Raw genomic sequence first — 25,922 nt, forward strand, 5'->3', positions numbered from 1 at the left:
ACGTCACGTCGACATCCAGGGCGATGGCCTCGTGAGCGAGGATCCGGCCGAGCGACCCCGGCGTCGCGCGTGGGTACCACGCGGGGCGCTGGCCGTGCTGGTGCTCGCGGTCGTGCTCCTGATCGGCTTCGCGCTGCTGCGGCCGAGCTGGTTCGGCGGTGCGGAGACCCCGTCCGAGCGCACCTTCGACACCTCTCTCGTCGACATCGGTCTGGTCGACGGGCTCACGTTGAGCGACGACAACGCGACGTCGCAGACGTTCACCGTCCCGGTGCCGCTCGACGCCGCCCCCACCGACCTCCGGCTCGCACTGGTCGGACGCACCGAGGTGGCCGCGTCCGGCACCGTGTTCCTCCGGGTCCTCGCCGACGGCATCTCGGTCCACGTCGAGGAGCTCGAGGCCGGGCAGCGCGACCTCGAGCAGGACGTGCGGCTCCCCGCCAGCGTCACCGACGACGGCGAGGTCCGGGTCCAGGTCCGGACCACCGGGTCGCTGGACCAGCAGCAGTGCAACCTGACCCAGGAGCTCGGCGCCTACGTCTGGCTCGACCCGGACCGCACCAGCGTCGGCGGCGACCTCGGGGCCCGTGTGACCAGTGTCCGCGACACCGTCGCCACCCTCGACCACGACGTCACGCTGCAGCTGGCGGGCACGGTGGGCGACGCCGAGTGGTTCGAGACGGCCGCCCGACTCGGGGTTGCGCTGACCCAGCTCGGTCACGAGGTGCGCTACCAGGACGTCACCGACGACGTCGATCTCGGCGAGGTGGAGGGCAGCCGGATCCTGCTCGGCGGAGCCGGTGCGCTCACCGGCCTGGGGTGGGAGCCGGTCGGGGACCCCGAGGAGGACGTCGTCGTGGGAACGGTCGGCGACGACCCGGTGCTGGCCGTCGTGCAGCCCGGCGACGTCGTGCCCACGGTGCTGTCGACGAACGCGGTCCACGGCGCGGACCGCGCGGCCTCGGCCCCGCGCGCGGCGGAGCCGGAACGTCCTCGGGGACCCTCGGTGACCGTGGCCGACCTCGGCCTGGACACCTCGGTGCAGCAGGTGACCGACCGACGCAGCTGGCGCCTCGACTACGCCCTGCCGGACCTCCCCGGTGGGCTGCCGCCACGCGCCGTCCGGCTGGGGCTGGACGTGCCTCCGACCACCGACGACGCCCGGTGGCTGGTCTCGGTGCAGGTCAACGGGCGGCTCGCCACCACCACCGGGCTGCCGGGCGCCGGGACCCGATGGGCACGGGTGCCGCTCCCCGCGACCGACGAGCGGCTGCGCAACCAGCTCGTCGTCACCCTGGTGCGCGACCGGGACGTCGGTGGGTGCCACGTCCGCCAGACGGCGTACGACGTCCAGCTCCTGCCGGACAGCCGGCTGCTGCTCGGCGACGGTGGCCCCGGTCTCGCCGGGCTGCCCGCTGAGCTCGCGGCCGGGTTCGACGTCCTGTACCCGGAGGCGACGCTGGAGGACCCGGTGACCGGCCTGACCGGCCTGGTTCCCACGCTCGCGGAGTTCAGTGGCTGGCAGCAGCCGCTGCGGCTGGGGGGAGAGAGTCCGTCGGGTCGGCCGTTCCTGAGCCTGGGGACCCCGGCGCCGGACGCGCAGGTGCCGATGCGCATCGACGACGGGAGGATGTCCGCCCCCGGCGTCGACCTCCCGCTCCCGGCCGACGGCACGGTGGTGCAGCGCGGCGCCTGGCGAGGGCAGCCCGGACTGATGGTGACCCCGACCGGCGACCCGGGGACCGTCGTCCCCGACTACGGGCGCGAGGTCGCTCGGGTGGAGGCGGATGGTGCCGGGTTCGTGGTCACCGGTTCGGGACGCGTGGTGACGGATCCGCCCGTCCGCGCGAGGCCCGGCGGGTGAGCAGTCCCGATCCGCGCGACGGGGAGGGAGCCCCCACCTCACCGGAGGCGGTCGCGGAGCACTACCGATCGGTCGACAGCGCTCCGCACGCCTACGCCTCGCGGCAGCCCGCCAGCGTCACCAACGGGTTCTTCGTCAGCTTCCTCGCCCTCAGCATCCTCGCCCTGCTGGGGCTGACGGTCCTGATCAACACCGGGATCTTCGCCGGCAGCCGAGACCTCGTGATCGGCGCGCAGGAGGGAGACCGGGCGCTGGTCCCGGCCCGCGTGTTCATCATCGTCTTCTTCGTGACCCTGGCGCTGTCGATGCCGACCGGCTGGTGGCGGCGCCTCGCGCTCGCCGCCGAGCTGGTGCTGTGGTTCGGGGCGGTGATCCTGCTCGTCGACGTGGCGGCGGTGCTGGCCAGTCGGGTCGGCGTTCCGACACCCGTGGTCGGGCAGCAGATCATCTCCGGCCTCGCCGCCATGGTCGTGCTGCCGACCGTCGTGCTGCGTCGCGCCACGCTGCCGCCCCCCGTCGAGGGGCCCTACACCGGCAGGATCCGGTGGCACGCGTGGGTCCGGCTGGTACTGCCCCTGCTCCTCGCCTTCGCCGTGGCCGGGCTGGTGGAGGTCCTGTTCGCGGACGCCGTCGTGTGGATGCGCTCGGTGGCGCTGCTCGGGGGTGTCGGCCCCGGCGTCTTCCTCGTGCAGCAGGTCTTCGCCGTGGTCACCGCGGGCTTCGGCGTGCTCATGGTGCGCCGCTCCCGCCGCCGCAGCTTCGCCCCGCCGCTCGCCGTCCTGGTGCCGGCCCACAACGAGGCCCACCTCATCGCGGCGACGGTCGCGGCCGTCGACCGGGCGGCCGCCGCCTACGACGGCGCGGTACGGCTCTACCTCGTCGACAACGCCTCCACCGACACCACCCGCCAGGTCGCAGCGGCCGCGATCGCCCGCTGCCACGCGCTCCGGGGCGCGGTCCTCTCCTGCGCCGAGCCCGGGAAGGCGCGGGCGCTCAACTTCGGGCTGGACCGGATCGAGGAGGAGTTCGTCGTCCGGATCGACGCCGACACCGAGGTGGGGGAGCGCTGCCTGGACCTGGCGCTGAGGCCGTTGGCCGACCCCACGGTCGGCGCGGTGGGCGGGATCCCGCTGCCCGCCCGGCTGGAGACGTGGATCGACAAGGTGCGGCTGGTGGAGGTCCTGCTGCGCCACGGGTTCTTCCAGGTGTCGATGATGGGGTACGACGGCATCCTCGGGCTGCCGGGCATGTTCGTCGTCTACCGCAGGAAGGCGCTCGACGAGGTGGGCCCGATCGTCGAGGGGATGAACGGCGAGGACACCGACATCTGCCTGCGGATGGCCGGCGCCGGCTACCGCAACGTGGTCGAGACGCGGGCTCTCTACCGCTCCGAGACGCCTGCCGGCCCGTCCCACCTGCGCGAGCAGCGCACCCGGTGGTTCCGCAGCATCTACCACGTCACGTCGCACAACCGGCACGCCGTGTTCGGGCGCCACTCGGTCGCCGGGGCCGTGGTGCTGCCGTTCCAGCTGGCCAACGCCGCCCGGCGGGCGATGCTCGCCCCCGTCCTGGTGTTCGCGGCGCTGATCCTGACCGTCTTCCGGGAGGACTTCCCGGGGCTGGACTGGCAGCCCGTGGTGGCCACGGTCGCTGGCCTGCCGATGCTCGTGGCGGTCGCGGTGTGCCTGGCCCACCGGCAGCTGCGCGCCGTGCTCTACGTGCCGGCGTACCTGCTGTTCCGGGTGGCCCGCAGCTACCTCACCCTCGGAGCGCTGCTCAGCCTCGTGATGCGCCCGACGGGTGTCGGGTCCGGGTCGCCGCGGGGGCGGTGAGCCACCGACGATCCGTCGATGCCCCAGGAGGTCGGGCGGGTGCCCCAGGCAGGAGTCGAACCTGCGACCTTTCGCTTAGGAGGCGGCTGCTCTATCCGCTGAGCTACTGGGGCCTGCGTCGCGCGGTCATCCTGCCACGCCGGGGGGAGCCGGAGGTGCTCCGGCTCTGCGCCGCCAACCGGCGCCGACGAGCTCCGCGACCACCGCGCCGAGGTCGCGCATCGCGGCCATCACCGCGGCCCGCGGCCGGTCGTCGCCGGGCTCCCAGTTGCAGATGGCGGCGTACGCCACCGGGCCGGCGGGCCCGCGGACGACGCCGACGTCGGCGCGCGCCCTGCTGTCGGTACCGGTCTTGTTCCAGAGCAGCACACCGCGGTCCACCTCGACGTGCGCGAGCGGGTCCAGGTGCAGCGCGGAGGCCACCATCGACAGGTCGACACCGGTGGCCAGCCACGACCGGACGGTCGCGCTCACGGCCGGACCCACGACCGTCCCGGCCTCGAGCCCGGCCATCACGGCCACCCAGTCGGCCGCACACCCCTCGCTGAGCGTCGGTGGGTCGTCGGGCCCGCGTTCGTCACGGACGAGGTCGTGCAGCGCGGAGCCACCGGGGGCGAGGGTCCGGGCCCGCTCGCGGACCGAGGCCAGCCCGACCAAGTCGAGGAGGGCGTTGGTGGCCCAGTTGTCGCTGACGGCACCGACCAGGCACGCCGCGTCGACGACCGGGAGCTCGTCGGAGGCGAGGTGCTGCCACAGGCCTGAGTCCGCGACCGGTGCGACCCGGTCCCGCCGGACCGGCTGTTCGGGGTCGAGCAGGCCGCGGTGCAGCCGGTCGGCGACCTCGACGAGCAGGAAGACCTTGCCCACGCTTGCCGTGCGCAGCAGACGGTCCGGTTCGTGGCGGAGGACGACGGACCCGTCGCCGTCCCGCACCTCGACGCTCCACCTGGTGCCGGCGAGTGCCGCCGTTCCGACGAGGTCAGCGAGGTCCACGAGCGTCACGCTAGGGGCCCGGAGGGCCGGGCGCGGGGGCCGGCACCAGTGCGGCGAGTTTGTCCATCGGGCGCGGACAGAGGATATTGGTCCCCCGTGCACCCGCGCGCTGCTGCTGCGTGCGCCCGAAACCCGAAGGACCACGATGACCGACTCCCACGCGCCCGACGCGGGTGGCGAGTCGACCCCTGACCCGGGGCCCGACGCCCCGTCGGCCGGGTCGGGCGAGGGGCCCGCGACAGAGGCGGGGAACGGCAGCGGTCCGCGGCGCCGGGGGCGTCCCGCCCGCTCCCACACGGTCGGTCGGGTGCTGCTCGTCACCACCCTCGTGCTCGCGCTCGCGACCGGCCTCGGCGTCGTCTACCTCTACCGCCACCTCAACGGCAACCTCACCGTCGTCGGGCTCGACGACCGGCTCATCACCCGCCCCGAGAAGCAGGCGGTCGAGGGGCCCCAGGAGCCGCTCAACGTGCTCGTCATGGGCTCCGACACCCGTGACTGCGAGGGCTGCAACCTCGACAACGAGGCCGGCGGCAACGCCTCCGACACCACGATCCTGATGCACCTGTCGGCCGACCGGGAGAGCGCGTACGGCGTCAGCATCCCGCGCGACACCCTCGTCGACCGACCGGCGTGCAAGCTCGAGGACGGCTCGCGCAGCGCCCCGGCCAGCGACGTGATGTGGAACGAGGCGTTCTCGGTCGGCGGGCCCACCTGCACCGTCGAGCAGTTCCAGGCGGTCACCGGCGTCTTCGTCGACCACATCGTCGTGGTCAACTTCGCGGGCTTCGAGGACATGGTCAACGCCATCGACGGCGTCCCCGTCTGCATCCCCGAGGACATCGTCGACCCCGCCCACGGGATCAACATCCCCGCCGGCACGCGGGAGATCGAGGGCCGCGAGGCCCTGAACTACGTCCGCGCGCGCTACACGCTCGGTGACGGGTCCGACATCAGCCGGATCAAGCGGCAGCAGGCGTTCATCGCGGCGATGGCGAAGAAGGTCATCTCCGCCGGCACGCTGGCCCGCGTCGACCGCCTGGTGCGGTTCCTCAACGCGGCGACCAAGTCGCTCACCGTCGACGAGAACCTCGAGAACGTCGTCAAGATCGCCGAGGTCGGCGTCGGGTTCCAGGGCATCGGACTCGACAACATCCAGTTCCTGACCGCGCCGATCGCCTACTACCCCTCGGACTCCGAGAACGCCGGCCGCGTCTACTTCACCCCGCCCGCCAAGAAGCTCTGGAAGCAGATCGCGGCCGACGAGCCGCTGGCGCCGCAGTTCACCAGCGACGCCATCGCCGCAGCCCAGGCGCCCGGTCAGGGCGGGGGCAACGGCGGCGGTGGCAACGGCGGCGGGAACAAGCCGCCGTCGGCCGAGGCGCAGGCCGAGGCCGAGCAGAACGGCCTCTGCGCATGAGCGGCCCGCAGGGCGCCGACGACCGCGCCACCGAGGCAGCGACCCGCGAGCGGGCGCGCCGCCGGGCCCGGGTGGCCGAGGTCTTCGGCGACGTGCTGCCGGAGTCGACGACCGACGACCGGGACCCCGACGTACGCCGCGACGACGCCGCGGCCGATGCGTGGCTGAGGGCGCAGGTCCCGCCCCACCACGGGGGCCCCTGACCGGTCAGGTCGTGGGCGGCGTACCGCCCGCGTTGCGCTGCGCCAGCAGGTCGCGGATCTCCTCCAGCAGCACGATGTCGTCGGGAGTGCCGGGCTCCTCCTTGGGGAAGTACCTCTCCTGCGCCTTGGTGTAGGGCATCACGATGAAGAAGTAGACGACCGCGGCGATCACGATGAAGGAGATCAGCGCGGTCAGGAACGCGCCGACCGAGATCCCGCCGGGCGAGTAGTTCGAGAAGTCGGGGGTGCCTCCCGCCTTGCCGATCAGGTCCATGATCATGCCGACGGTGGCCGTGACCACGGCTGCGAACGCCGCCGCCATGATGAACGCCACGGCGAGCTCCACCAGGTTGCCCCGCAGGATGAAGTTCTTGAATCCGGTCATGACCCCTCCTCGCCCCCGAGCCCGAGGGCACCGTCTTGGCTGGCGCCTCAACCTAGCGCGACCACGCGTAGCCGAGGTACCACCGGACGCTCGCGTCGGAGACGGCGGTCACCGCCGTCGGTGTCACGCCGAGGACCACGACCACACCCGGGACGGCACCCGGTGCCGCACCTGGCCCCGCGTCGGGCGCGGGGGCGGCGAGCACGAGGGCGTCGCTCGCGACCACCCGTGCACCCCCACCCTGGGGGTCGGTGGCGACCAGGTCGATCCGGTCGCCGGGCTCGAGCAGCCCGGCCGCCTCGGCGTCGGGGAGCCGGACCGGCAGGGCGGTCAGCTCCGGATGGGCGTCGGCGAGGGTCTCGCCCACCAGCCGTACGTCGGTGAGCGGCTCGCCCCGACGCAGCGGCGCGGCCAGCGTGTGCCCGACGGGGTCGCGGACCGCGCCGGCGGGGACCGCGTCACGGGTGAACTCGACGGGCACCAGGTCGTCGGCGGCGACCGGGGAGCCCGCCGGGAGGTCGTGCGCGGCGGTCAGCACGGTGGTGGTCGGCGGGGGCGAGGCCGCCGTGGCCCGGACGCCGAGGGCGACCGCGGTGACGACGCAGAGGGCGGCCAGCAGCCGGCGCCGGCGGAGCACCGCGCGCCGGAGGCCGCGACGTACGCCGCGCAGGCGGTCGGAGGGGGTGGGCATCCCCCGACGGTAGGAGGATCCGGCCGGCCGCGGGCCCGTCGTCCACAGGGCCGGCGGTGGTCAGCTCCCGGTGGCGGCGGTGGACTTCGACGAGTCCGTGGTCGAGGACGTCGTCGAGGCGGCCTCCTTGGAGCCCGAGCCTGAGCCCGAGCCCGACGAGGACTCGCCGCCCGAGGAGCCCGCCGAGCCCTCGGAGCCGGCCGACGCGCCGTTGGTCGCGCGGCTGTCGGTGCGGTAGAAGCCCGACCCCTTGAAGACGACGCCGACCGCGTTGAACAGCTTGCGCAGCCGGCCCCGGCACTCGGGGCACTCGGTCAGCGCGTCGTCGCTGAAGCTCTGGAACTGCTCGAACGCGTGGCCGCACTCGGTGCAGGCGTACTGGTAGGTCGGCACGGGCGTGGATCCTCGGGACTCGGTGTGGTTCGGGTCGGCAGCGGGCTGGCACTCCCGCGTGTCGACTGCCAATGGTACGGCACAATGACCACACCATGACGTCCTCCGCCTGGCTCGCTCGCTTTCGCCTCCTGCCACGGACGGTCCGGGTGTCGGCGTACGTCGCGACGGGGGTGGTGGCCCTCCTCGTGGTGGCGCTGGTCGCCCTCACGGTGCTGGTGCGGCAGCCGTTCCCCGAGACCGAGGGGGAGCTGACGCTGGCCGGCCTCGAGTCCGACGTCACCGTGCTGCGCGACGACGCCGGGATCCCCCAGCTCTACGGCGACTCGGTGGGCGACCTGATGCGTGCCCAGGGGTTCGTGCACGCGCAGGAGCGGTTCTTCGAGATGGACGTGCGGCGCCACATCACCTCCGGACGGCTCTCGGAGATCTTCGGCGAGGCGACCGTCGAGACCGACGCGTTCGTCCGCACCCTGGGCTGGCGCGAGGTCGCCGAGCAGGAGGTGGCCCTGCTGGAGCCCGAGACCCGCGCCGCGTTCGAGGCGTACGCCGACGGCGTCAACGCCTACCTCGAGCAGACCGACCCCGGGGAGCTCGCGGTCGAGTACCGGGTCCTCGGGCTCACCGGGCTCGACTACCAGCCGGAGCCGTGGACCACGGCCGACTCCCTGGCGTGGCTGAAGGCGATGGCGTGGGACCTGCAGGGCAACATGACCGAGGAGATCGACCGGGTGCTGGCGATGTCGATGAACTCGCCCGAGCTGGTCACCGAGCTCTTCCCGCCGTACGACGCCACCACCCGGACCCCCATCGTCACCGAGGGTGCGGTGGTCGACGGCGTCTTCGACCAGGACGCGACCGGCGGCAGCCGGCTGCCCGCCCGGCCGGGCTACCTCTCCTCACCGGAGGCGCTCGACGCGCTGCGCGCCGTCCGCGACCGGGTCGACCGGGTCCCGGCGTTCCTCGGCAAGGGGGACGGCCTCGGCTCCAACAGCTGGGTCGTCTCCGGCGACCGGTCGTCGACCGGGCAACCGCTGCTCGCCAACGACCCGCACCTCGGCGTCGGCATGCCCGGCATCTGGATGCAGATGGGCCTGCACTGCCGAACGGTGAGCGAGGACTGCCCGCTCGACGTCTCCGGGTTCACCTTCTCCGGGACCCCCGGCGTGGTGATCGGCCACAACGCCGACATCGCGTGGGGGTTCACCAACCTCGGGCCCGACGTGGCCGACCTCTACCTCGAGAAGGTGGAGGGCGACCGGTGGCGGCACGACGGGCGGATGCGTCCGCTGACCGTGCGGCGCGAGGTGATCGAGGTCGCCGGCGGCGAGCCGGAGGAGATCACGGTCCGCTCGACGGCCCACGGGCCGATCCTGTCCGACGTCGACCCCCTCGTCGCCGAGGCGGGCGAGCGGGCCACGCCGGACCATCCGGGCGGCGCCGCGCCCGTGGGCGGCTACGCCGTCTCGCTCGCGTGGACCGCCCTGGAGCCGTCCGGCACCGCCGACGCGATCATGGACCTCAACGTAGCGAACGACTGGGACGAGTTCCGCGCCGCTGCCTCGTCCTTCGCCGTCCCGAGCCAGAACCTGGTGTACGCCGACCGCGAGGGCCACATCGGCTACCAGGCGCCGGGGCGGATCCCGATCCGCAAGTCCGGCAACGACGGCCGGGTGCCCGCCGAGGGCTGGCGTGCCGACGACGACTGGACGGGCGACTACGTGCCGTTCGACGGGCTCCCCAGCGTGCTCGACCCCGAGGAGGGGTTCATCGTCACCGCCAACCAGCAGGTGATCGGCGGCGACTACCCCTACTTCCTCACCGACGACTGGGACCAGGGCTACCGCTCGCAGCGCATCCGCGAGGTGATCCAGGGGGAGCAGGACCTGTCGCTGGCGGAGATGACCGAGCTGCAGCTCGACACCCGCAACCCGATGGCGCCGACGCTGGTGCCGTTCCTCCTCGACGTGGAGCTCCCCGACGGCTACTGGTCCGACGGGCAGGAGCTGCTCCGCGACTGGGACTTCCGGCAGCCGCCGGGGAGTGCCGCGGCCGCGTACTACAACGTCGTCTGGAGCGAGCTGCTCGAGCTGACCTTCCACGACGACCTGCCCGAGGAGGCCTGGCCCGACGGCGGCGACCGCTGGATGGCGGCCGTCTCCGGGCTGCTCCGCGACCCCGACGACCCGTTCTGGGACGACCGGGAGACCGACGACGAGGTCGAGACCCGCGACGACGTGCTGGTGGAGGCCCAGCTCCAGGCCCGGGACGAGATGACCGTGCGGCAGGACCGCAACCCGGCTGAGTGGGAGTGGGGCCACCTGCACCGGCTCGACCTGATCCACCCGACGCTGGGCGCCTCCGGCATCGCGCCGGTCGAGTGGCTGGTCAACCGCGGGGGCTGGGAGGTCGGCGGCGGCGGCAGCATCGTCAACGCCACCGCCTGGGACGCGCGCGAGGGCTACCAGGTCTCGGCCGCCCCGTCGATGCGGATGGTGGTGAGCATGGCCGACCTGGACGACTCCCGGTGGATCAGCCTCACCGGCGTCTCCGGGCATCCTTTCCACGACCACTACACCGACCAGACCGACCTGTGGGTCGACGGGGAGTACCTGCCCTGGCCGTCCTCGCGGGAGGCCGTGGAGGCCGCCGCCGAGGACGAGCTCACCCTGGTCCCCGGCTCCGAAGGAGGTTGAGGCGCGAACCTCGCATCGGCGCCGCACCGGTGATCCGCGGTGGTTCCCGCCCTGTTGGGCGCCCGGGGTTTCGAGGCTCGGCGCTGGCGCGCCTCGCACCTCAACCTCCGGGGGTGGTCCCGGGTGTCGGTGGGAGGTTGAGGTGCGAAGGCCGTCAAGGCCTGAGCCTCGAAACCGTCGCACTGGTGCAGGGCGGTGATCCGGGGGTGGTCCCGGGGTGTCGGTCGGAGGTTGAGGTGCGAAGGCCGTCAAGGCCTGAGCCTCGAAACCGTCGCACTGGTGCAGGGCGGTGATCCGGGGGTGGTCCCGGGTGTCGGTGGGAGGTTGAGGTGCGAAGGCCGTCAAGGCCTGAGCCTCGAAACCGTCGCACTGGTGCAGGGCGGTGATCCGGGGGTGGTCCCGGGTGTCGGTGGGAGGTTGAGGTGCGAAGGCCGTCAAGGCCTGAGCCTCGAAACCGTCGCACTGGTGCAGGGCGGTGATCCGGGGGTGGTCCCGGGGTGTCGGTCGGAGGTTGAGGTGCGAAGGCCGTCAAGGCCTGAGCCTCGAAACCGCCGCACTGGTGCAGGGCGGTGATCCGGGTGGATCCGGCCCGGCGTCGCTCCGGGGTTTATCGAGGCTCGGCGCTGGCGCGCCTCGCCCCTCAACCTCCGAGAGTCACCAGGCCCACGGTGGGCGTGACGGCGGCGGTGACGGGGCGGTCGTGGGGCTCGACCGGCACCTCCAGTCCGAGCTCGCCGTCGTGGAGCAGCACGACGACCGGGGTCCCCACCGGGACCCGCGCGAGCGCCCGGTCGTAGCAGCCGCCGCCCTTGCCGAGCCGGTCCCCGGACGGCGACGCGGCGAGCCCGGGCACCAGCACCACGTCGGCGGTCGCGACGGCGTCGACGCCGAGCCGCGGGGTGACCGGCTCCAGCAGGCCGAGCCGCGCCGGGGCGAGGGACTCCGGGCCCTGGTAGGTGGCCCAGTCGAGGTCGAGGTCGGGCAGCACGACGGGCACGATCACCCTCCGCCCGGACTCGACCAGCGCGTCCAGCAGCACCGACGTCCCGGGCTCCCGCCCGACCGAGACGTACGCCGCCACGGTCGCCGCGCGGCGTACCTCGTCGGAGGCCAGCAGGTGGTGTGCGATCGCCCGCGCGTGCTCTCCCAGCTCGGGGAGCGGGATCCGCCTGCGCGCGGCGACGAGCTGGTCGCGCAGCGCCAGCTTGGCCGGGGCACCTCGGGGCGCTTGCGGGGGGTGCACCGCACCAGCCTACGATCGACAGCATGGGTAGTGCAGGGTTGAACCGGGCGCGCGCCAAGATGGCCGACGCCGGCGTGGACGAGGTCGCGATCGAGACCTTCGCCCACTACTACCGGCTGCTCGAGCACGGGGAGACCGGCATGGTCCCCGAGTCGAGCATCGAGCCGATCGAGATCGACCACCTCGACGACGTCGAGGTGACCGACGACGTGGCCGCCGAGGCGGTCCGCGCCACCGCGGTGGTCAAGCTCAACGGGGGCCTCGGCACCTCGATGGGCATGGAGCGTGCGAAGTCCCTGCTCTGCGTGCGCAAGGGCCTCTCGTTCCTCGACATCATCGCCCGGCAGGTGCTCCACCTCCGCCGGGAGTACGACGCCACCCTGCCGCTGCTGATGATGAACAGCTTCCGCACCTCCGACGACAGCATGGCGGCGCTCGAGCGCTACGACGGGCTGCAGGTCGACGGCCTGCCCCTGGAGTTCCTGCAGAACAAGGAGCCCAAGCTCCTCGTCGACGACCTGCAGCCGGTCTCCTGGCCGCGCGACCCCACGCTCGAGTGGTGTCCGCCCGGTCACGGTGACCTCTACACCGCGCTGCGTGGCACCGGCCTGCTCGACCGGCTGATCGACGCGGGCTACCGCTACGCCTTCGTCTCCAACTCCGACAACCTGGGCGCGGTCCCCGACCCACGGGTGGCGGGCTGGTTCGCCGACTCCGGGGCGCCCTTCGCGATCGAGGCGGTGCGCCGTACGGCGTCGGACCGCAAGGGCGGCCACTTCGCGCGTCGCCGGCGCGACGGCCGGATCGTACTCCGCGAGACCGCCCAGACCCCCGAGGGCGACAAGGCCGCGCTGGCCGACCTCGACCGGCACCGCTACTGCTCGACCAACAACCTCTGGTTCGACCTGGCGGCGATGAAGCAGGCGCTCGACGTGCGCGCTGGCATCCTCGGGCTCCCGCTGATCCGCAACGTCAAGCACGTCGACCCCGGCGACCCGTCGTCGCCGGAGGTGGTCCAGGTGGAGACCGCGATGGGCGCCGCGGTCGAGGTGTTCGACGACGCGCTGCTGATCGGTGTCGGCCGCGACCGGTTCGTGCCGGTCAAGACGACCGACGACCTGCTGGTCCTCCGCTCCGACGTCTACGCCCTCGGCGGTGACTTCGTGCTCGACCAGCAGACCGAGCGCGTGCCGTACGTCGACCTCGACGACCGCCACTACAAGCGCGTCGACGAGTTCGACAAGCGGTTCCCCGACGGTGCGCCGTCGCTGCGGGAGGCCCACAGCCTCACCGTCGAGGGCGACTGGACCTTCGGCCGCGACGTACGGGTGGTCGGCGACGTGCGGCTCGAGGCCGGCAAGGCCAAACGAGTGGAGTCGGGTGCCACGCTCGACGGGGGGCTCGCGGATGGCTGACGCCCCGGTGACGGTCGAGGAGCACCTCGACCGGATCCTCTCGGCCATCGAGCCGCTGCCCGACTTCCCCCAACCGCTGATGGAGACCCTCGGGCTCGCCTCGGCCGAGGACGTCGTCTCGCCGATCGCGCTCCCGTCGTTCGACAACTCGGCGATGGACGGCTACGCCGTCCGCCACGAGGACGTCGCCGACGCGTCCCCGGACGCGCCGACCCACCTCCCGGTCGTCGGCGAGATCGGGGCCGGCCAGGCGCGGCTGCTGGCGCTCTCGCCCGGCACGGCGGCCAAGATCATGACCGGTGCGCCGATGCCCGCGGGCGCCGACTCGGTCGTGCCCTACGAGTGGACCGACCGCGGCGTCGCGCAGGTCCGGATCGCCTACCCGCCCGACCCGGGCCAGCACGTCCGGTCCGCCGGTGAGGACGTCGAGGAGGGCGACCTGCTGCTGGAGAACGGCACCGTGCTCGGCCCGCGCCACCTCGGCCTGCTCGCCAGCGTCGGCCGGGCGACCGTGCGGTCGCGGCCGCGACCCCGCGTGGTGGTGCTGTCCACCGGCTCGGAGCTCCGCGAGCCCGGCACGTCGCTCGGGCCCGACTCGATCTACGACGGCAACTCGTGGCTGCTCGCCGCCTCGGCGCGGCGGGCCGGCGCGATCGCCTACCGGGTCGGGATCGTGCCCGACGAGCCACGCGCGTTCATGGACGCCCTGAGCGACCAGCTGGTCCGGGCCGACCTGGTCGTCACCAGCGGCGGCGTGTCGATGGGCGACTACGACGTCGTCAAGGAGGCACTCGCGCCGCTGCGGACCGTCTGGTTCGGCCCGGTCGCGATGCAGCCCGGAAAACCCCAGGGGTTCGGGGTGGTCGGCGAGGACGACACCCCGATCTTCTGCCTGCCCGGCAACCCGGTGTCGTCGTACATCTCCTTCGAGATGTTCGTGCTGCCGGCGCTGCGCAAGCTGATGGGAAAGCTGCCCTACGCGCGGCCACCCGCGCGGGCGCGGCTCACCCACGGGGTGTCCTCGCCGGAGGGGAAGCGGCAGTTCCTGCGCGGCGGCTACGAGCTCGGCCGTGGCGGACCCACCGTGTCGCCGGTGGGCGGCCCCGGGTCCCACCTGGTCGGAGAGCTGGCCAACGCCAACGCGCTGATCGTGGTGCCCGAGAACACCACCAGCCTGCCGGCGGGCGAGATGGTGCAGGTGCTCGCGCTCGACGAGGAGTTCTGATGGCCGACCCGGAGCCGACGGGGCTGACCCACGTCGACGAGAGCGGCGCCGCTCGGATGGTCGACGTGTCCGGGAAGTCGGTGAGCGACCGGGTCGCGGTCGCCCGTGGCCGGGTTTTGGTCTCCCCACGGGTGGTCGAGCTGCTGCGCGGGGAGGGCGTCCCCAAGGGTGACGCGCTCGCGGTCGCCCGGGTCGCGGGGATCCTCGGCGCCAAGCAGACGCCCTCGCTGGTGCCGCTGTGCCACCCGCTGGCGATCTCGGGGGTGACCGTCGACCTGGCCGTCTCCGACGACGCGGTCGAGATCGAGGCCACCGTCCGGACCACCGACCGCACCGGCGTCGAGATGGAGGCGCTCACGGCGGTCTCGGTCGCGGCGCTCACGGTGGTCGACATGGTCAAGGCGGTCGACAAGGGTGCCGTGATCACCGACGTCCGGGTCGAGTCCAAGACCGGCGGGAAGTCCGGCGACTGGAGCCGGTCGTGACCATGCGGGCCGAGGTGGTGGTCGCCTCCAACCGCGCCGCGTCCGGTGTGTACGACGACACCACCGGGCCGGTCATCGTCGACTTCCTCCAGGGCCTCGGGTTCAGCGTCGGCGACCCGGTCGTCGTCCCCGACGGCGACCCGGTGGGCCAGGCGATCCGGACGGCTGCCGACGGTGGCGCCCGGCTGGTGCTCACCACCGGCGGCACCGGGCTGACGCCGACCGACGCGACACCGGAGCAGACCCGCGCCGTCCTCGACCGCGAGGCACCGGGGATCGCCGAGGCGATCCGGGCGGCCGGCGTGGCCAAGGGCGTACCGACGGCGGCGCTGTCGCGCGGTACCGCAGGCGTCGTCGGCAGCTGCCTGGTCGTCAACCTGCCCGGCTCCCGCGGCGGGGTGAAGGACGGGTTGGCGGTTCTCGAGCCGATGCTCCTCCACGCCGTCGAGCAGGTCGTCGGGAGCGACCATTGACGGCGTGGCCCGCCCGGATCGTCTCGGGTGAGGTGACGCTGCGGCCCCTCGCACGCTCCGACCGTGCGGCCTGGCGCGAGATCCGCCGGCGCAACGCCGCGTGGCTGGCGCCGTGGGACGCCACCGTGCCCCCGGGCGGGAGCCCGCGCGCGACGTCGTTCGGGGTGCTGGTCCGCAGGCTGCAGCGGATGGCCCGCCAGGGCACCACCTTCCCGTTCGCGATCGAGGTGGAGGGCCGCTTCGTCGGCCAGCTGACGGTCAGCAACATCGTCCGCGGGTCCGCGCAGTTCGCGTCGATGGGCTACTGGCTCGACCAGGCGTACGCCGGCCGCGGCATCATGCCGCGGGCGGTCGCGATGGCGATCGACCACTGCTTCGCCCGGGCCGGCCTGCACCGGATCGAGATCTGCATCCGCCCCGAGAACACCAACTCGCTGCGCGTCGTCGAGAAGCTCGGCCTGCACGAGGTCGGGCTCGCCCCCCGGTTCCTGCACATCGACGGGGCGTGGCGCGACCACCGGATCTTCGCGGTCACCGTCGAGGAGTGCCCCCGCGGGATGCTCGCCCGGCTCGACGGCTGAGACCTTCGGCCGGCGGTCCGGCCGGGTGGGTTCGCGGGCGAGTCTGGCGGCTCGTGACGGATGCATCGGTGACAGAGCTCTGGTTTCCCCGGCCGGCCGGGGAAACCGGCGCGGCCGCCGCTCAACCACACCAGTCACACGAGTGATTTTGCGACACACCCGCGACGCTGCGGGCCGCGCCTCGGCGGTCAACTTACGCTCGGCTCCGTGGACCTCTCTGCGCTCATCTTCGTGGCCCTGGCGGTGGCCTGGGCCGTCTACCTGGTCCCCAAGGCACTCAAGCACCACGACGACGTCGTCCGGAGCCGGTCGGTCGACCGGTTCTCGCACACCATGCGGGTGCTCGCACGACGCGAGCCCGTCGACCGGCGCAGCACCCGGCTGGTCGTGAGCCCGGGCCGCCAGCCCGCTCCTCCGGTCGTCACCACCAAGGCCCGCGCGGCCGGGCCGGCGGCCGGGCGCCCCGAGCGTGAGAGCGCGCGCCGCGCGGCCCGTCGCCGCCGTCGCGTGCTCGGCACGATCCTGCTCGGACTGCTGGCCACCGGCGGTGTCGCCGCGTTCGGCCTGATCGCGTGGTGGTGGGTCGCCGTCCCGGCGACGCTCCTGGTGGCCTGGCTGGTCGCCTGCCGACTGATGGTCCGGCGCGAGCGCAACCAGCGCTTCGACAGCTCCCTCGGCCACCCCGAGGAGCCGGCCGACGACGCGGTCGCCGCCGACGGCGAGCCGACCGACGACGCCCTCGACGACACCTCGCAGACCCCGGCCGTCACCGACCCCAGCCTCTGGGATCCCATGCCGGTCACCCTGCCGACCTACGTCACCGCCCCCGCCGCGGCGCGACGTACCGTCCGGACCATCGACCTCGACTCCACCGGCGTCTGGACCTCCGGTCGCACCGAGGCCGACACCGCCCTGGCCCGCGAGGCCGACGAGGCCGAGCGGCTCCGGCGCAGTCACGCCGACCAGCGGCGCGCGACCGGATCCTGATTCGGAGACGCCCGTGACCGGGTGCTAACGTCTGACCTCGCTTGGGGCTGTGGCGCAGTTGGTAGCGCGTCTCGTTCGCAATGAGAAGGTCAGGGGTTCGAATCCCCTCAGCTCCACCGAAGCGCCCCTCGAGCGCACCCCGTGGAGACCTCTTCCGCCGACGGCGCACCGGAATCCGCGCCCCGAGCCGTCACACTGGACCCATGGTCCGGGACCGATCACGCCGCCGCCGGGTGCTGCTCGTCGCCGGGGCCGTGTGCATCGTCGCCGGCGTGGGTCTGCTGGGCTGGGTCGGCTGGCAGTTCTGGGGAACGACGTGGATGTCCGAACGCCGCCACGAGGCCATCGCCGACGACCTCCGGCAGGAGTGGGCCGCAGGCGCGCAGCTCGCGAGGGTGGGCGAGGGGAGCGCGACCGCGGTGGTGCGGATCCCGGCGTTCGGCTCCGAGTACGCCGTCCCGCTCCTCGACGGCACCTCCGACGAGGCGTTGGCCGCCGGCTTCGGGCACCTCGAGGGGACCGACGACCCGGGGGAGAAGGGCAACGTCGCCATCGCGGGCCACCGGGTCACCCACGGTGAGCCGCTGGCCGACATGCCCGACCTCGAACCCGGGGACGAGGTCGTGATCGAGACCAGGGACACCGTCTACACCTACGTGCTCGACACCGGTGGTGACGACCTCGTCGTCGGGTTCGACCAGACGTGGGTGCTCGACGCCCTCCCCACGAACCCGGCCGGCGGCGTCCAGCCCGACCAGCGGCCCGGCCAGAGGCTGCTGACGCTGACGACCTGTGCCGAGCTGTTCCACACCGACGACCGCCTCGTCGCGTTCGGCCACCTGGTGTCCGCGTCTGCGCGCTGAGACGCCGGACGACGGCCGTCAGAGGTTCAGGACGCCGCGGACGACGAGGGCCGGACCGACCAGGAACGCCGTGGCCAGCAGGATGGTGCGGGAGTGGGCGCGCACCCAGTCGCGGACCGCCTCGACCAGCTCACGGGCCGCCGCCGGGCGCACGATGCAGGTCACCAGCGCCAGCAGGGGGAGGGTGAACCAGATCGCGTTGTAGGTCACCACCGCCCCGAGGGCCGCCGCCGCCCGGACGTTGTGGGCCACGATGACGTTGAGCGCCACCAGGTAGAAGATCCCCGGGATGTGCGTCAGCGGGCCGGCCACGGCGGCGGTCGTCATGGTCAGCTTCCCGCCGAGACGCTCCTGCAGGCCGCGACCGGGACCGGGTGCCTCGCGGCGCGGTCGGTGCGGGACGCGGCCGGTGAGGACCCCGATCCCGAAGCCCACCAGGACCAGGCCCCCGAGGATGTCGGCGACGGCCTTGGTCCGGTCGCTCCCGGTGTGCAGGTCGATGCCGTGCGACGCGCCGACGACCAGGACACCGAAGGCGATGGTGCAGGACAGGCCGGTCACGACGTACGCGAACAGGTAGCGCCGGGCGGAGGGGTCGGACAGGATCGCGTAGACGGCCGCGAGGCTGGTCGGACGCACGGTGCTGACCAGGGCGAGCACGACGACCTCGATGATCATGTCGGTCGCCGATCTCGTGCCATGGCTCCCTCGTCGACCGGTCAGGCGAGCGGCTGCTCATCCGGAGCCTAACGCCCCGCGAGGTCCGCGGCCGTCCTCGCCGGCGGTGGACCGTCTGGACGCCGGCGCGGCCTCGGGGCACAGTGAGCGGTCTCTGAGCTCGTCACCAGCCTCGGCGCCGGGGGGACGCATCGATGACCACGCAGCGTCTGGTGCTGGCCGGTGTCGCGGCGAACGCGGCCGTGGGGTCCCTGTTCGCCTGGAGCCTGATCGCGGACGAGGCCGCCCGGGACGTGGGGATCTCGTCCAGCGGGGCGGCTGCGGTGTTCGCCCTGGCCGTCGCCGTGATGGCCGCGACCGTGCTGGTCACCGGCCGCGCCCTCGGCCGCCTCGGACCGCGGACCCTGCTGGTCGCGTCGGCGGTGGCCGCCGGGGGCGGCCTGGTCCTCGCCGGGGCGTGGCGGGACCCGGTCGGACTGGTGCTGGGCGTCTCGGGGCTGTTCGGCGCGACGAACGGTGTGGCCTACTCGGTGGCCACGACGCTCGCCTCGTGGGTGCCCCTCCGTCGTCGGGGAGCCGCGACCGGGCTGGTCGTGGCGGCGTACGCCGGGGGGCCGCTGCTGCTCGGCGTGGTCGGGCCGTCGCTGATCGCCGAGCACGGCTGGCGAGCGTGCACCCTCGGGCTGGGGGTGGTGGCCGGTGCGCTGCTCCTGCTGGCCGCCCTGCTCGCGCCGGTCTCGTCGCCTCACCGGGACGTCGCCGACGCCACCGCGTCGGCGGGAGCCGCCCCGCCCGGCACGGTGCCCTGGCTGTGGCTGCTGTTCGCCGGAGGGACGGCTCCGGCCCTGATGGTCTTCGCCCACGCGGTGGCGCTGGCCGACCTGCACGGGCTCGGCGCCGGGGCCGCCGGTCTCACGGTGGCGGCGCTGGGCGGGGGCAACCTGGGCGGTCGCCTCTGCGCCGGGTGGGCCTCCGACCTGGTCGGCCGCCTGCCCAGCCTGGCCGCGGCGGTCGCCGCCCAGGTCCTCGCGCTGGGCGCGGTCACCCTGGGTGGCGAGGCGGCACTCGTCGCCGGGTGCGCCCTGCTCGGCTTCTGCTACGGCGCGGTGTCGGCCCTCGTGCCCGCCGCGACCGCCGACCTGGTCGGCGTCGCCGCCTTCCCTCGGGCCTACGCCCGGGTGTTCTCCGCCTGGGGGGTGGCCGGCCTGGTCGCGCCCGTGCTGGGCGCCGGGCTGCTCGGCCTCGCGGTCGCCACGCCGGCGCTGCTGCTCCTGGCCGGCCTCCCCCTGCTCCCGGCCGGCCTCGCGTGGTGGGCGCTGTCACGGCCTGCGGGGTCAGGACGCGCGCGACCCGCCCGCGAGGTCGGCGGCGGCCAGGGCCACCTCTGAGCGGACGGCGGCGGGGACGTCCTCACCGCGGGCCGCGACGGCGATCGCCCAGGTCGGGTCGTCACCCTGCCGCCGCGGGACCACCGCGGCGGCACACGCGACCCCGTCGCGGAACTCCCCGTGCTCCACCACCGGCGACCCGGACCGGGCCGCGCCGAGCTCGCGGTCCAGGACCACGGGGTCGGTGCGGGTGTTGGCGGTGAACGGGCGGAGCTCGTGGTGGCTGAGGAACTCCCGGCGCTCCGGGGCGCCCATCGCGGCCAGCAGCGCCTTCCCGAGCGCCGTCGCGTGCGCCGAGACGTCGAGTCCCACCTCGAGGTCCTCGAGGTACGGCGAGCCCGGTCCCTCGACGACGCCGACGATGGTGATCCGTCCGTCGCGGAGCAGGCCGAGGTAGGCGCTCAGCCCGACCCGCTCGGTGAGCTGCCCGAGCACGACGATCGCGTCCGACGGACGGTCCAGCCACGCGACCAGCTCGTGGTAGCGCCGGGCGACCTCGTCACCGGTGACGTAGGTGCCGTCGGCGAGCCGGACCAGGTAGCCGGTGTAGGCCAGCGTGCGCACCAGGTGGTAGGTGGTCGAGATGTTGAGGGAGCAGCGCCGGGCGATCGACTTCACGGGCAGCCCGGGATGGGTGCTGACGACCTCCAGGACGCGCATCGCGCGCCCCACGCTCTGGACGTAGTCCTCCGGCGGCGCGCCCGCCTTCCCCGAGACCGATCCCCCCGCTGGCGTCACGACTCCGCTCCCGCCTCCTCGGCTCCACGGTAGGCACGCCTCCCGGAGCCGTCCAGCGTTTCGTGATGCGAAATCACGGGGGTACCGGACGGCTCGGGGCGGGTCGAGACTGACCGGAGCGGCACCACGGCGTGTGCACGGGCAGGAGGCCCCGATGACGGTGCAGGAGGACGTGACCATCGACGCGTCGGTGCGCGAGGTCCTCAGCGGGGTCTACGACCCGTGCTGCCGGGACAAGGGCATCTCCGTGGTCGACATGGGGCTGCTGCACCGCGCCGAGGTCGACGGCAGCGCCGCTCGCGTCGAGCTGATGCTCACCTCGGGCTGGTGCCCGTTCGCGACGCAGGTGCTCACCGACATCGAGGCCGCCGTGTGCTCGCTGCCGGGGGTCCGCAGCGCGAGCGTGGAGCTCATCTGGCACGAGGCCTGGTCGCCGTCCCGGCTCTCCGAGAGCGCCCGCAGCAAGCTGCACTTCCTGCCCGACCCGAGCAGCGTCGACGACCCGGCGGCGTACGTCGCCCGGCACTGGCCGACCCACCACGACACGGAGGACTCCCATGATCGGTGACGCACTGGTGTTCGACGGGGTCGCGCACCCGTTCAACTTCGAGGCGGACAACGCGTACGGGGCTGCCGGCCAGATGTTCTCCAACCACCTCTACGCCTTCCACACGGTGCTCACCCCCGAGGGGCAACCGCTGATGAGCGCGGAGGAGTTCCTGAAGAAGTGGAGCGTGGAGGAGATCCACGAGATGGTCTACGAGCACTCGCAGACCGACATGCTCGTCGCGATGCCGCTCCCGCTGACCGACCTCTACCGCGACGGCCTGTCGCCGTGGCAGGAGTGCGCGAAGCTGGCCCGGCTCGATCCCGACCGCACCGTGCTGTGGGGAACCGTGAACCCCCTGGAGGGCAAGAAGGCACTGGACGACGTCACCCGCCAGGTGGAGGAGTACGGCGCCCGGGCGTTCAAGTTCTACAACGTGCGCTACGAGGACGGCGGCCAGGTGCCCTGGCGGATGGACGACCCGCAGGTGGCCTTCCCGATCTTCGAGCGGCTGGAGGACCTCGGGGTGAACCTGGTCGGTGTGCACAAGGGCGTGCCGTTGGGCCCGCAGATGATCGAGCACACCCAGACCTGGGACATGGACGGCGCGGCCGGCAACTTCCCGGGCATCAACTTCGTGATCTACCACGTCGGGCTGCCGTTCATCGACGAGACGTGCTGGCAGCTGATCCGCTACCCCAACCTGTACGCGTCGCTGGCGGCCTCGATCAACTTCGTGGTGCGGGCGCCCCGGCTCTTCGCCGAGCTGCTCGGCAAGCTGCTGTTCTGGTGCGGTGAGGACAAGATCGTCTACGGCTCCGAGGCCCCGATCTGGCAGCCACAGTGGGCCCTCGAGGCGTTCTGGAACTTCGAGCTGCCCCAGGACCTCTGTGACGGCTACGGATACCCGCAGCTCACCGAGCAGGCCAAGCGCAAGATCCTGGGCGAGAACCTGGTGAAGCTCCACGGCATGGACGTCGAGGAGACCCGGGCGCGGCTCACCGCCTGACGGTCCGCGGGCTCACCTCGCGCTGGACCCGCGGTCCCGTGCCTCGCCGGTGCGCGGGCCCGCCAGGTCGAAGGCGACCAGGATGCCGAGGAGCGTCGCGACCACGGCGCCGCCGAGCAGCAGGGCCGCCGCCACGAGCGCGGCTCCTGCGCCGGCGGCGGTGGTCTGCAGGGACGGCATGGCGTCGAGGGACAGGGCGAACGTCAGGCCGACGATGCCGGCCGCCAGGGCGGCCACGGCGGGCCACCGCATCTCCTGCAGCTCGACGCGTGTCGCGGAGACAGCGACCATGCGATCAGGTGGTTCCAGGGCGACGACCACGCCCGCCGAGAATGCGGACCAGAAGCCCACGACGAAGAAGCCGGCCATCGAGTCGCCGGCGCGGTGCCAACCGGCGGACATCGTGGCGAGCGCGACCAGGACTGACGCGGCGCCTCCGGTCAGCGCAGCCGGTCTCCGCCACCGACGTGGGAGGACGAACAGGAGTGCGGCCACGGCAGAGAAGACGGCGGTGCTGTGACCGCTGGGCATGCTGTTGAGGGTGGCCGGCGTGATCTCCTCGACGCCCAGGTCGGGTCTCGGGAGGGTGGCCTTGAGCAGCCACGTGGTGGCGTTGGCCGCCACGGCGAGCCCGACCGCGGCCAGACCGACGAGCCGCTCGAGCCGGACGAGGGCGACCGCGGCCACCACGGCATCGCCCCGAGCAGCGACGCAGCGGACACGACGTCCAGGACGGTGTCGACCGTTCCCGCGAACGGGCGGTTGGTGAGGAGGGCACCGCGGAGCGAGGCGTCCCCGAAGCGGCGCCCGGAGGTCGTGCGGACGGTGACGTGGTAGACGAGCCAGAACGCCGCGACGTACCCCACCGCGAGCAGCGTCAACGCCAGGTGGGCCCGCGGCCTGGTCCCGATCCTGCCCGCCCCCATCCCGCCATGGTGGCCGATCCGAAACTGCTCGCGTCAAGGTCGGGCCGGATCCGCAGATCTGCGCACGCCGGCCGGGACCGGGATGGGTGGGAAGCCCGAAGTCGTTCCCGGCCCGTCCGAGCCCTCATGGAGGTGTGGAACCCAGCCAGCTTCCGGTCCTCGCCGGCTCGATCGCGACCACGATCTTCGTCGGGAGCTACCTGCCGATGCTCGTCCGGGCCGTCCGGACCCGCGAGCTGTCGTCGTACAGCCGGTCCAGCCTGGTGCTGGCCAACGTCGGGAACCTGGTCCAGACGGTCTACGTCGTCACCCTGCCCGTCGGCCCGATCTGGGGCCTGCACGCGTTCTACCTGGTCTCCACCCTGCAGATGCTGGTCCTCCACCTGCGGCACGTGCCGCAGCGGCACGACCCTGTGTCCGGCCGACCTCGTCCGGATCGGAGGACGCCGCGGGCATGCGGCACGGTCGATACTGGACGTCACCCGGTGGGATCGCGAGAGCCCGGGAGTGAGGGGGCGCGACCGTGACGGCGGCTGAGTCGCAGGAGGCACCGACGGGATCGGCGCCGCCGGCGGGCTGGTTGCCGCTGGTGGCGCTGGCCGTCGCCCAGTTCGTGATGGTGCTGGACCAGTCGGCGATGAACGTCTCGATCAGCGCCCTGGTCGACGACTTCGACACCACCGTCACCACGATCCAGGCCGTGATCACCCTCTACTGCCTGGTGATGGCCATGTTCATGCTCACCGGCGGCAAGATCGGCGACATCATCGGCCGGAAGCGGACGTTCGTGATCGGCCTGGTCATCTACGCCGCCGGCTCGGCGCTGACCGCGGTGGCGCCGACCGTGGCGGTCCTGACCCTGGGGTGGTCGGTCCTGGAGGGCCTCGGCGCCGCGCTGGTCCTGCCGGCGATGGTGGCGCTGATCGCGGGGAACTTCGAGGGGGCCTCGCGCAAGGTGGCGTACGCCGTCATCGGCGGCGTCGCGGGGGCCGGGATCGCGGTCGGCCCGATCCTCGGCGGGTGGGCGACCACGGAGTACTCCTGGCGGCTGATCTTCGCCGGCGAGGTGCTGCTGGTGGCGCTGATCCTGGTGATGACCCCGAAGGTGGTCGACGCCCCGACCACCGGAGCAGCGCCCCGGCTCGACCTGGTCGGCGCCGCACTGTCCGCGGCGGGCCTGGGCCTGGTCGTGCTCGGGGTGCTGCAGTCGAGCACGTGGGGTTGGGTGCGGCCGAAGGAGGACTCCCCGGCAACGCTGTTCGGCTTCTCGTTGACCGTCTTCGTGATCGGCCTCGGAGCGGTGCTGCTGTGGGCGTTCGCGGCCTGGCAACGCCACCGCGAGAGCAGGGGCCGCGACCCGTTGGTGCACCTCGCGCTGCTCGACATCGCCCCGCTGCGCTCCGGCCTGCTCGGCCTGTTCAGCCAGAACCTGATCCTGATGGGCGTCTTCTTCACCATCCCGCTCTACCTGCAGCTGGTGATCGGCCTGGACGCCCTGGAGACCGGCCTGAAGATGCTCCCCGTCTCGATCGCCATGTTCCTGGCCTCGGCAGCCGGGTCCCGGTTGTCCGGCCGCTTCTCCATCCGGTCGATCGTGCGCGCCGGCCTGGCCACGGCTCTGGTCGCGACGATCCTGCTGCTGGCCACGGTCGAGCCGGAGCTGGACGAGTCGAGCTTCGGGTGGGCGATGGCGGTGCTCGGCGTGGGGATGGGGCTGATCGCCTCCCAGCTCGGGAACGTCGTGCAGTCCTCGGTCGACGCCTCGGGCCGGGGGGAGGCCGGCGGGCTGCAGTTCACCGGCCAGCAGCTCGGCTCGTCGCTGGGCGTCGCCCTGCTCGGGGCGATCGTCCTCTCCGGCCTCACCACCTCCTTCGTCAACAACGTCGCCGACGACGACCGGATCAGCAGCGAGGTCGCCGACCAGGTCGGCGTCGCCGTCGGGTCGGGGATCGACTTCGTGTCCGCCGACCAGGTCGGCGTGGCCGCCCGGGAGGCGGGCCTGGACGACCCGACCGCCGAGGCGATCGTCGAGGACTACGAGGCGGCGCAGATCCAGGCGCTCAAGGCCGGGCTGCTCGCCGCGGCATTCCTGGCCCTGCTCTCCCTCGCCACCACGCGGCAGCTGCCGCACGGTCCGCCCGGGCCCGACGGGGGCCGGCAGGCGTCGTCCGCGGGAGCGGGGCGGGGCCGGATGGCGCGGCGTCGCCGGGAGTGAGAAGGTCGGGGGACACACGACCGGGGAGAGGGGAGCAGCCGTGACGTCGTACGCACCACACGGGGGACCGGCCACGACCGACGCGCTGGACCGGTTCACCGAGGCCATGGACCAGGTGGTGGCGACCACCACCGACGCGACGGCGCGGGCCGTCGCCGCCGCCGAACGCCTCCACGACCTGCTGGCCCATCCCGAGGCGATCGGGCCCGAGCACCGGGTGCCGGCCGACGACAGCTACCGGCAGCACGTCGTCCACGTGCACCCCGAGGGCTCCTACTCGCTGGTGGCGCTGGTGTGGCGCCCCGGGCAGAAGACGCCGATCCACGACCACCGGTGCTGGTGCGTCGTCGGCGTGCTCGAGGGCGAGGAGGACGAGGAACGGTTCCACCTGGTCGAGCAGGAGGGACGGAAGGCGCTCCTCGTCACCGGCAGCGAGCGCAACGGCGCCGGCTCGGTGTGCACCCTGGTGCCGCCGCAGGAGAACATCCACCGGGTCAGCAGCGCGTCGCCGACCGGCATCACCGTGTCCCTGCACGTGTACGGCGACGACATCGCCCAGTGCGGCAGCAGCATCAACCAGGTCTTCGACGAAGCCCTGCTGGTCCACCACGACGAGGTCCCGGACGCCGGCGGCCCCCTGTCGTGGCGCGAGCACGCCTGAGCCGCGGTCGC

The 25,922-nt window shown here is 73.2% G+C and carries 26 protein-coding genes and 2 tRNA genes; 19 read left to right on the forward strand and 9 right to left on the reverse strand.

Annotated features, from left to right (window positions below; all coding sequences use genetic code 11):
* Positions 1 to 31: 31 nt before the first annotated feature.
* Complete coding sequence (locus ACQ1X7_RS02430) at positions 32 to 1,864, forward strand: hypothetical protein (RefSeq protein WP_432476553.1); 1,833 nt, start codon at positions 32 to 34, stop codon at positions 1,862 to 1,864.
* Positions 1,861 to 3,696, forward strand: a complete 1,836-nt coding sequence (locus ACQ1X7_RS02435) for a glycosyltransferase (RefSeq protein WP_432476554.1) — start codon at positions 1,861 to 1,863, stop codon at positions 3,694 to 3,696. Before ACQ1X7_RS02430 ends, ACQ1X7_RS02435 begins: the two co-directional genes overlap by 4 nt.
* Before the next feature lie 40 nt (positions 3,697 to 3,736).
* Here the strand turns inward: ACQ1X7_RS02435 and ACQ1X7_RS02440 are convergent.
* Together ACQ1X7_RS02440 and ACQ1X7_RS02445 are read right to left on the reverse strand one after the other, a co-directional pair.
* Positions 3,737 to 3,809 (reverse strand) — tRNA-Arg (locus ACQ1X7_RS02440).
* A gap of 13 nt (positions 3,810 to 3,822) precedes the next feature.
* Positions 3,823 to 4,689: a serine hydrolase gene (locus ACQ1X7_RS02445; protein ID WP_432476555.1), complete on the reverse strand. Its 867-nt coding sequence runs from the start codon at positions 4,687 to 4,689 to the stop codon at positions 3,823 to 3,825.
* 145 nt (positions 4,690 to 4,834) lie between these two features.
* Between ACQ1X7_RS02445 and ACQ1X7_RS02450 the strand changes: the two genes are divergently transcribed.
* Both ACQ1X7_RS02450 and ACQ1X7_RS02455 read left to right on the forward strand, forming a co-directional pair.
* Entirely contained in the window at positions 4,835 to 6,109 is a 1,275-nt protein-coding gene (locus ACQ1X7_RS02450; protein WP_432476556.1) for an LCP family protein, read from the forward strand.
* Positions 6,106 to 6,312 carry a hypothetical protein gene (locus ACQ1X7_RS02455; RefSeq protein WP_432476557.1) on the forward strand — a complete coding sequence of 69 codons (207 nt, stop codon included), beginning with the start codon at positions 6,106 to 6,108 and terminating at the stop codon, positions 6,310 to 6,312. Before ACQ1X7_RS02450 ends, ACQ1X7_RS02455 begins: the two co-directional genes overlap by 4 nt.
* Positions 6,313 to 6,316: 4 nt before the next feature.
* On the opposite strand, the gene ACQ1X7_RS02460 is transcribed toward ACQ1X7_RS02455, so the two are convergent.
* Genes ACQ1X7_RS02460 through ACQ1X7_RS02470 form a run of 3 tightly spaced genes read right to left on the reverse strand, consistent with a single transcriptional unit; the run spans position 6,317 to position 7,781 of the window.
* A complete protein-coding gene (locus tag ACQ1X7_RS02460) occupies positions 6,317 to 6,697 on the reverse strand; it encodes an MscL family protein (protein ID WP_432476558.1) in 381 nt (126 codons plus the stop codon).
* Between the two features lie 52 nt (positions 6,698 to 6,749).
* Complete coding sequence (locus ACQ1X7_RS02465) at positions 6,750 to 7,388, reverse strand: SAF domain-containing protein (protein WP_432476559.1); 639 nt, start codon at positions 7,386 to 7,388, stop codon at positions 6,750 to 6,752.
* 60 nt (positions 7,389 to 7,448) lie between these two features.
* On the reverse strand, positions 7,449 to 7,781 hold the full coding sequence (locus tag ACQ1X7_RS02470) for an FmdB family zinc ribbon protein (protein ID WP_432476560.1): 333 nt from the start codon (positions 7,779 to 7,781) through the stop codon (positions 7,449 to 7,451).
* 95 nt (positions 7,782 to 7,876) lie between these two features.
* On the opposite strand from ACQ1X7_RS02470, the gene ACQ1X7_RS02475 reads away from it, so the two are divergent.
* Positions 7,877 to 10,477 (forward strand): penicillin acylase family protein, encoded by a 2,601-nt coding sequence (locus tag ACQ1X7_RS02475; RefSeq protein ID WP_432476561.1) that lies wholly within the window; start codon positions 7,877 to 7,879, stop codon positions 10,475 to 10,477.
* A 640-nt stretch (positions 10,478 to 11,117) separates the two neighbouring features.
* On the opposite strand, the gene ACQ1X7_RS02480 is transcribed toward ACQ1X7_RS02475, so the two are convergent.
* Positions 11,118 to 11,720, reverse strand: coding sequence for a 5-formyltetrahydrofolate cyclo-ligase (locus ACQ1X7_RS02480; protein ID WP_432476562.1), 603 nt, complete (start codon positions 11,718 to 11,720; stop codon positions 11,118 to 11,120).
* Between the two features lie 23 nt (positions 11,721 to 11,743).
* On the opposite strand from ACQ1X7_RS02480, the gene ACQ1X7_RS02485 reads away from it, so the two are divergent.
* From ACQ1X7_RS02485 to ACQ1X7_RS02520, 8 genes are all read left to right on the forward strand, one after another.
* On the forward strand, positions 11,744 to 13,135 hold the full coding sequence (locus tag ACQ1X7_RS02485; protein WP_432476563.1) for a UTP--glucose-1-phosphate uridylyltransferase: 1,392 nt from the start codon (positions 11,744 to 11,746) through the stop codon (positions 13,133 to 13,135).
* The gene (gene glp / locus ACQ1X7_RS02490; protein ID WP_432476564.1) at positions 13,128 to 14,360 is read left to right on the forward strand and encodes a molybdotransferase-like divisome protein Glp; all 1,233 of its coding nucleotides are present in this window, start codon (positions 13,128 to 13,130) and stop codon (positions 14,358 to 14,360) included. The genes ACQ1X7_RS02485 and glp overlap by 8 nt, the downstream gene beginning before the upstream one ends.
* Entirely contained in the window at positions 14,360 to 14,845 is a 486-nt protein-coding gene (moaC, locus tag ACQ1X7_RS02495) for a cyclic pyranopterin monophosphate synthase MoaC (protein ID WP_432476565.1), read from the forward strand. The genes glp and moaC overlap by 1 nt, the downstream gene beginning before the upstream one ends.
* A gap of 2 nt (positions 14,846 to 14,847) precedes the next feature.
* Positions 14,848 to 15,318: a MogA/MoaB family molybdenum cofactor biosynthesis protein gene (locus ACQ1X7_RS02500; protein ID WP_432477015.1), complete on the forward strand. Its 471-nt coding sequence runs from the start codon at positions 14,848 to 14,850 to the stop codon at positions 15,316 to 15,318.
* Positions 15,315 to 15,899 (forward strand): GNAT family N-acetyltransferase, encoded by a 585-nt coding sequence (locus ACQ1X7_RS02505; protein WP_432476566.1) that lies wholly within the window; start codon positions 15,315 to 15,317, stop codon positions 15,897 to 15,899. The genes ACQ1X7_RS02500 and ACQ1X7_RS02505 overlap by 4 nt, the downstream gene beginning before the upstream one ends.
* Positions 15,900 to 16,106: 207 nt before the next feature.
* Entirely contained in the window at positions 16,107 to 16,886 is a 780-nt protein-coding gene (gene sepX / locus ACQ1X7_RS02510) for a divisome protein SepX/GlpR (RefSeq protein ID WP_432476567.1), read from the forward strand.
* Positions 16,887 to 16,929: 43 nt separating this feature from the next.
* Positions 16,930 to 17,002: transfer RNA gene (locus ACQ1X7_RS02515), tRNA-Ala, on the forward strand.
* 87 nt (positions 17,003 to 17,089) lie between these two features.
* Complete coding sequence (locus tag ACQ1X7_RS02520) at positions 17,090 to 17,749, forward strand: class E sortase (protein ID WP_432476568.1); 660 nt, start codon at positions 17,090 to 17,092, stop codon at positions 17,747 to 17,749.
* Positions 17,750 to 17,767: 18 nt separating this feature from the next.
* Here ACQ1X7_RS02520 and ACQ1X7_RS02525 read toward each other — a convergent pair whose 3' ends face one another.
* Positions 17,768 to 18,427, reverse strand: coding sequence for a GAP family protein (locus tag ACQ1X7_RS02525; RefSeq protein WP_432476569.1), 660 nt, complete (start codon positions 18,425 to 18,427; stop codon positions 17,768 to 17,770).
* 194 nt (positions 18,428 to 18,621) lie between these two features.
* Here ACQ1X7_RS02525 and ACQ1X7_RS02530 point away from each other — a divergent pair, with 194 nt between their 5' ends.
* Entirely contained in the window at positions 18,622 to 19,815 is a 1,194-nt protein-coding gene (locus ACQ1X7_RS02530) for an MFS transporter (RefSeq protein ID WP_432476570.1), read from the forward strand.
* Here ACQ1X7_RS02530 and ACQ1X7_RS02535 read toward each other — a convergent pair.
* Positions 19,762 to 20,553 (reverse strand): IclR family transcriptional regulator, encoded by a 792-nt coding sequence (locus tag ACQ1X7_RS02535; RefSeq protein WP_432476571.1) that lies wholly within the window; start codon positions 20,551 to 20,553, stop codon positions 19,762 to 19,764. The genes ACQ1X7_RS02530 and ACQ1X7_RS02535 overlap by 54 nt on opposite strands.
* 154 nt (positions 20,554 to 20,707) lie before the next feature.
* Here ACQ1X7_RS02535 and ACQ1X7_RS02540 point away from each other — a divergent pair, with 154 nt between their 5' ends.
* Together ACQ1X7_RS02540 and ACQ1X7_RS02545 are read left to right on the forward strand one after the other, a co-directional pair.
* Positions 20,708 to 21,121: a metal-sulfur cluster assembly factor gene (locus ACQ1X7_RS02540; protein WP_432476572.1), complete on the forward strand. Its 414-nt coding sequence runs from the start codon at positions 20,708 to 20,710 to the stop codon at positions 21,119 to 21,121.
* Positions 21,111 to 22,109 (forward strand): amidohydrolase family protein, encoded by a 999-nt coding sequence (locus tag ACQ1X7_RS02545; protein ID WP_432476573.1) that lies wholly within the window; start codon positions 21,111 to 21,113, stop codon positions 22,107 to 22,109. Before ACQ1X7_RS02540 ends, ACQ1X7_RS02545 begins: the two co-directional genes overlap by 11 nt.
* 12 nt (positions 22,110 to 22,121) lie before the next feature.
* Here the strand turns inward: ACQ1X7_RS02545 and ACQ1X7_RS02550 are convergent, their stop codons facing one another.
* On the reverse strand, positions 22,122 to 22,796 hold the full coding sequence (locus ACQ1X7_RS02550) for a phosphatase PAP2 family protein (RefSeq protein WP_432476574.1): 675 nt from the start codon (positions 22,794 to 22,796) through the stop codon (positions 22,122 to 22,124).
* Positions 22,797 to 23,169: 373 nt separating this feature from the next.
* On the opposite strand from ACQ1X7_RS02550, the gene ACQ1X7_RS02555 reads away from it, so the two are divergent.
* The 3 genes from ACQ1X7_RS02555 to ACQ1X7_RS02565 are packed head-to-tail and all read left to right on the forward strand — an operon-like array spanning position 23,170 to position 25,911.
* Complete coding sequence (locus tag ACQ1X7_RS02555) at positions 23,170 to 23,562, forward strand: hypothetical protein (protein WP_432476575.1); 393 nt, start codon at positions 23,170 to 23,172, stop codon at positions 23,560 to 23,562.
* The gene (locus ACQ1X7_RS02560; protein ID WP_432476576.1) at positions 23,559 to 25,250 is read left to right on the forward strand and encodes an MFS transporter; all 1,692 of its coding nucleotides are present in this window, start codon (positions 23,559 to 23,561) and stop codon (positions 25,248 to 25,250) included. Before ACQ1X7_RS02555 ends, ACQ1X7_RS02560 begins: the two co-directional genes overlap by 4 nt.
* A gap of 40 nt (positions 25,251 to 25,290) precedes the next feature.
* Positions 25,291 to 25,911, forward strand: a complete 621-nt coding sequence (locus tag ACQ1X7_RS02565; protein ID WP_432476577.1) for a hypothetical protein — start codon at positions 25,291 to 25,293, stop codon at positions 25,909 to 25,911.
* Positions 25,912 to 25,922 lie beyond the last annotated feature (11 nt).

This window comes from Nocardioides sp. GXQ0305 (assembly GCF_050880345.1).
Classification (GTDB): Bacteria; Actinomycetota; Actinomycetes; order Propionibacteriales; family Nocardioidaceae; genus Nocardioides.

Excerpts from the sequence above, each read along its gene's own strand:
- ACQ1X7_RS02450 (WP_432476556.1), top strand. The coding sequence starts at position 4,835 with ATGACCGACTCCCACGCGCCCGACGCGGGTGGCGAGTCGACCCCTGAC.
- ACQ1X7_RS02465 (WP_432476559.1), bottom strand. The coding sequence starts at position 7,388 with ATGCCCACCCCCTCCGACCGCCTGCGCGGCGTACGTCGCGGCCTCCGG.
- ACQ1X7_RS02455 (WP_432476557.1), top strand. The coding sequence starts at position 6,106 with ATGAGCGGCCCGCAGGGCGCCGACGACCGCGCCACCGAGGCAGCGACC.
- ACQ1X7_RS02545 (WP_432476573.1), top strand. The coding sequence starts at position 21,111 with ATGATCGGTGACGCACTGGTGTTCGACGGGGTCGCGCACCCGTTCAAC.
- ACQ1X7_RS02485 (WP_432476563.1), top strand. The coding sequence starts at position 11,744 with ATGGGTAGTGCAGGGTTGAACCGGGCGCGCGCCAAGATGGCCGACGCC.
- ACQ1X7_RS02500 (WP_432477015.1), top strand. The coding sequence starts at position 14,848 with ATGCGGGCCGAGGTGGTGGTCGCCTCCAACCGCGCCGCGTCCGGTGTG.
- ACQ1X7_RS02525 (WP_432476569.1), bottom strand. The coding sequence starts at position 18,427 with ATGATCATCGAGGTCGTCGTGCTCGCCCTGGTCAGCACCGTGCGTCCG.
- glp (WP_432476564.1), top strand. The coding sequence starts at position 13,128 with ATGGCTGACGCCCCGGTGACGGTCGAGGAGCACCTCGACCGGATCCTC.
- ACQ1X7_RS02460 (WP_432476558.1), bottom strand. The coding sequence starts at position 6,697 with ATGACCGGATTCAAGAACTTCATCCTGCGGGGCAACCTGGTGGAGCTC.
- ACQ1X7_RS02530 (WP_432476570.1), top strand. The coding sequence starts at position 18,622 with ATGACCACGCAGCGTCTGGTGCTGGCCGGTGTCGCGGCGAACGCGGCC.
- ACQ1X7_RS02540 (WP_432476572.1), top strand. The coding sequence starts at position 20,708 with ATGACGGTGCAGGAGGACGTGACCATCGACGCGTCGGTGCGCGAGGTC.
- ACQ1X7_RS02475 (WP_432476561.1), top strand. The coding sequence starts at position 7,877 with ATGACGTCCTCCGCCTGGCTCGCTCGCTTTCGCCTCCTGCCACGGACG.
- moaC (WP_432476565.1), top strand. The coding sequence starts at position 14,360 with ATGGCCGACCCGGAGCCGACGGGGCTGACCCACGTCGACGAGAGCGGC.
- ACQ1X7_RS02520 (WP_432476568.1), top strand. The coding sequence starts at position 17,090 with ATGGTCCGGGACCGATCACGCCGCCGCCGGGTGCTGCTCGTCGCCGGG.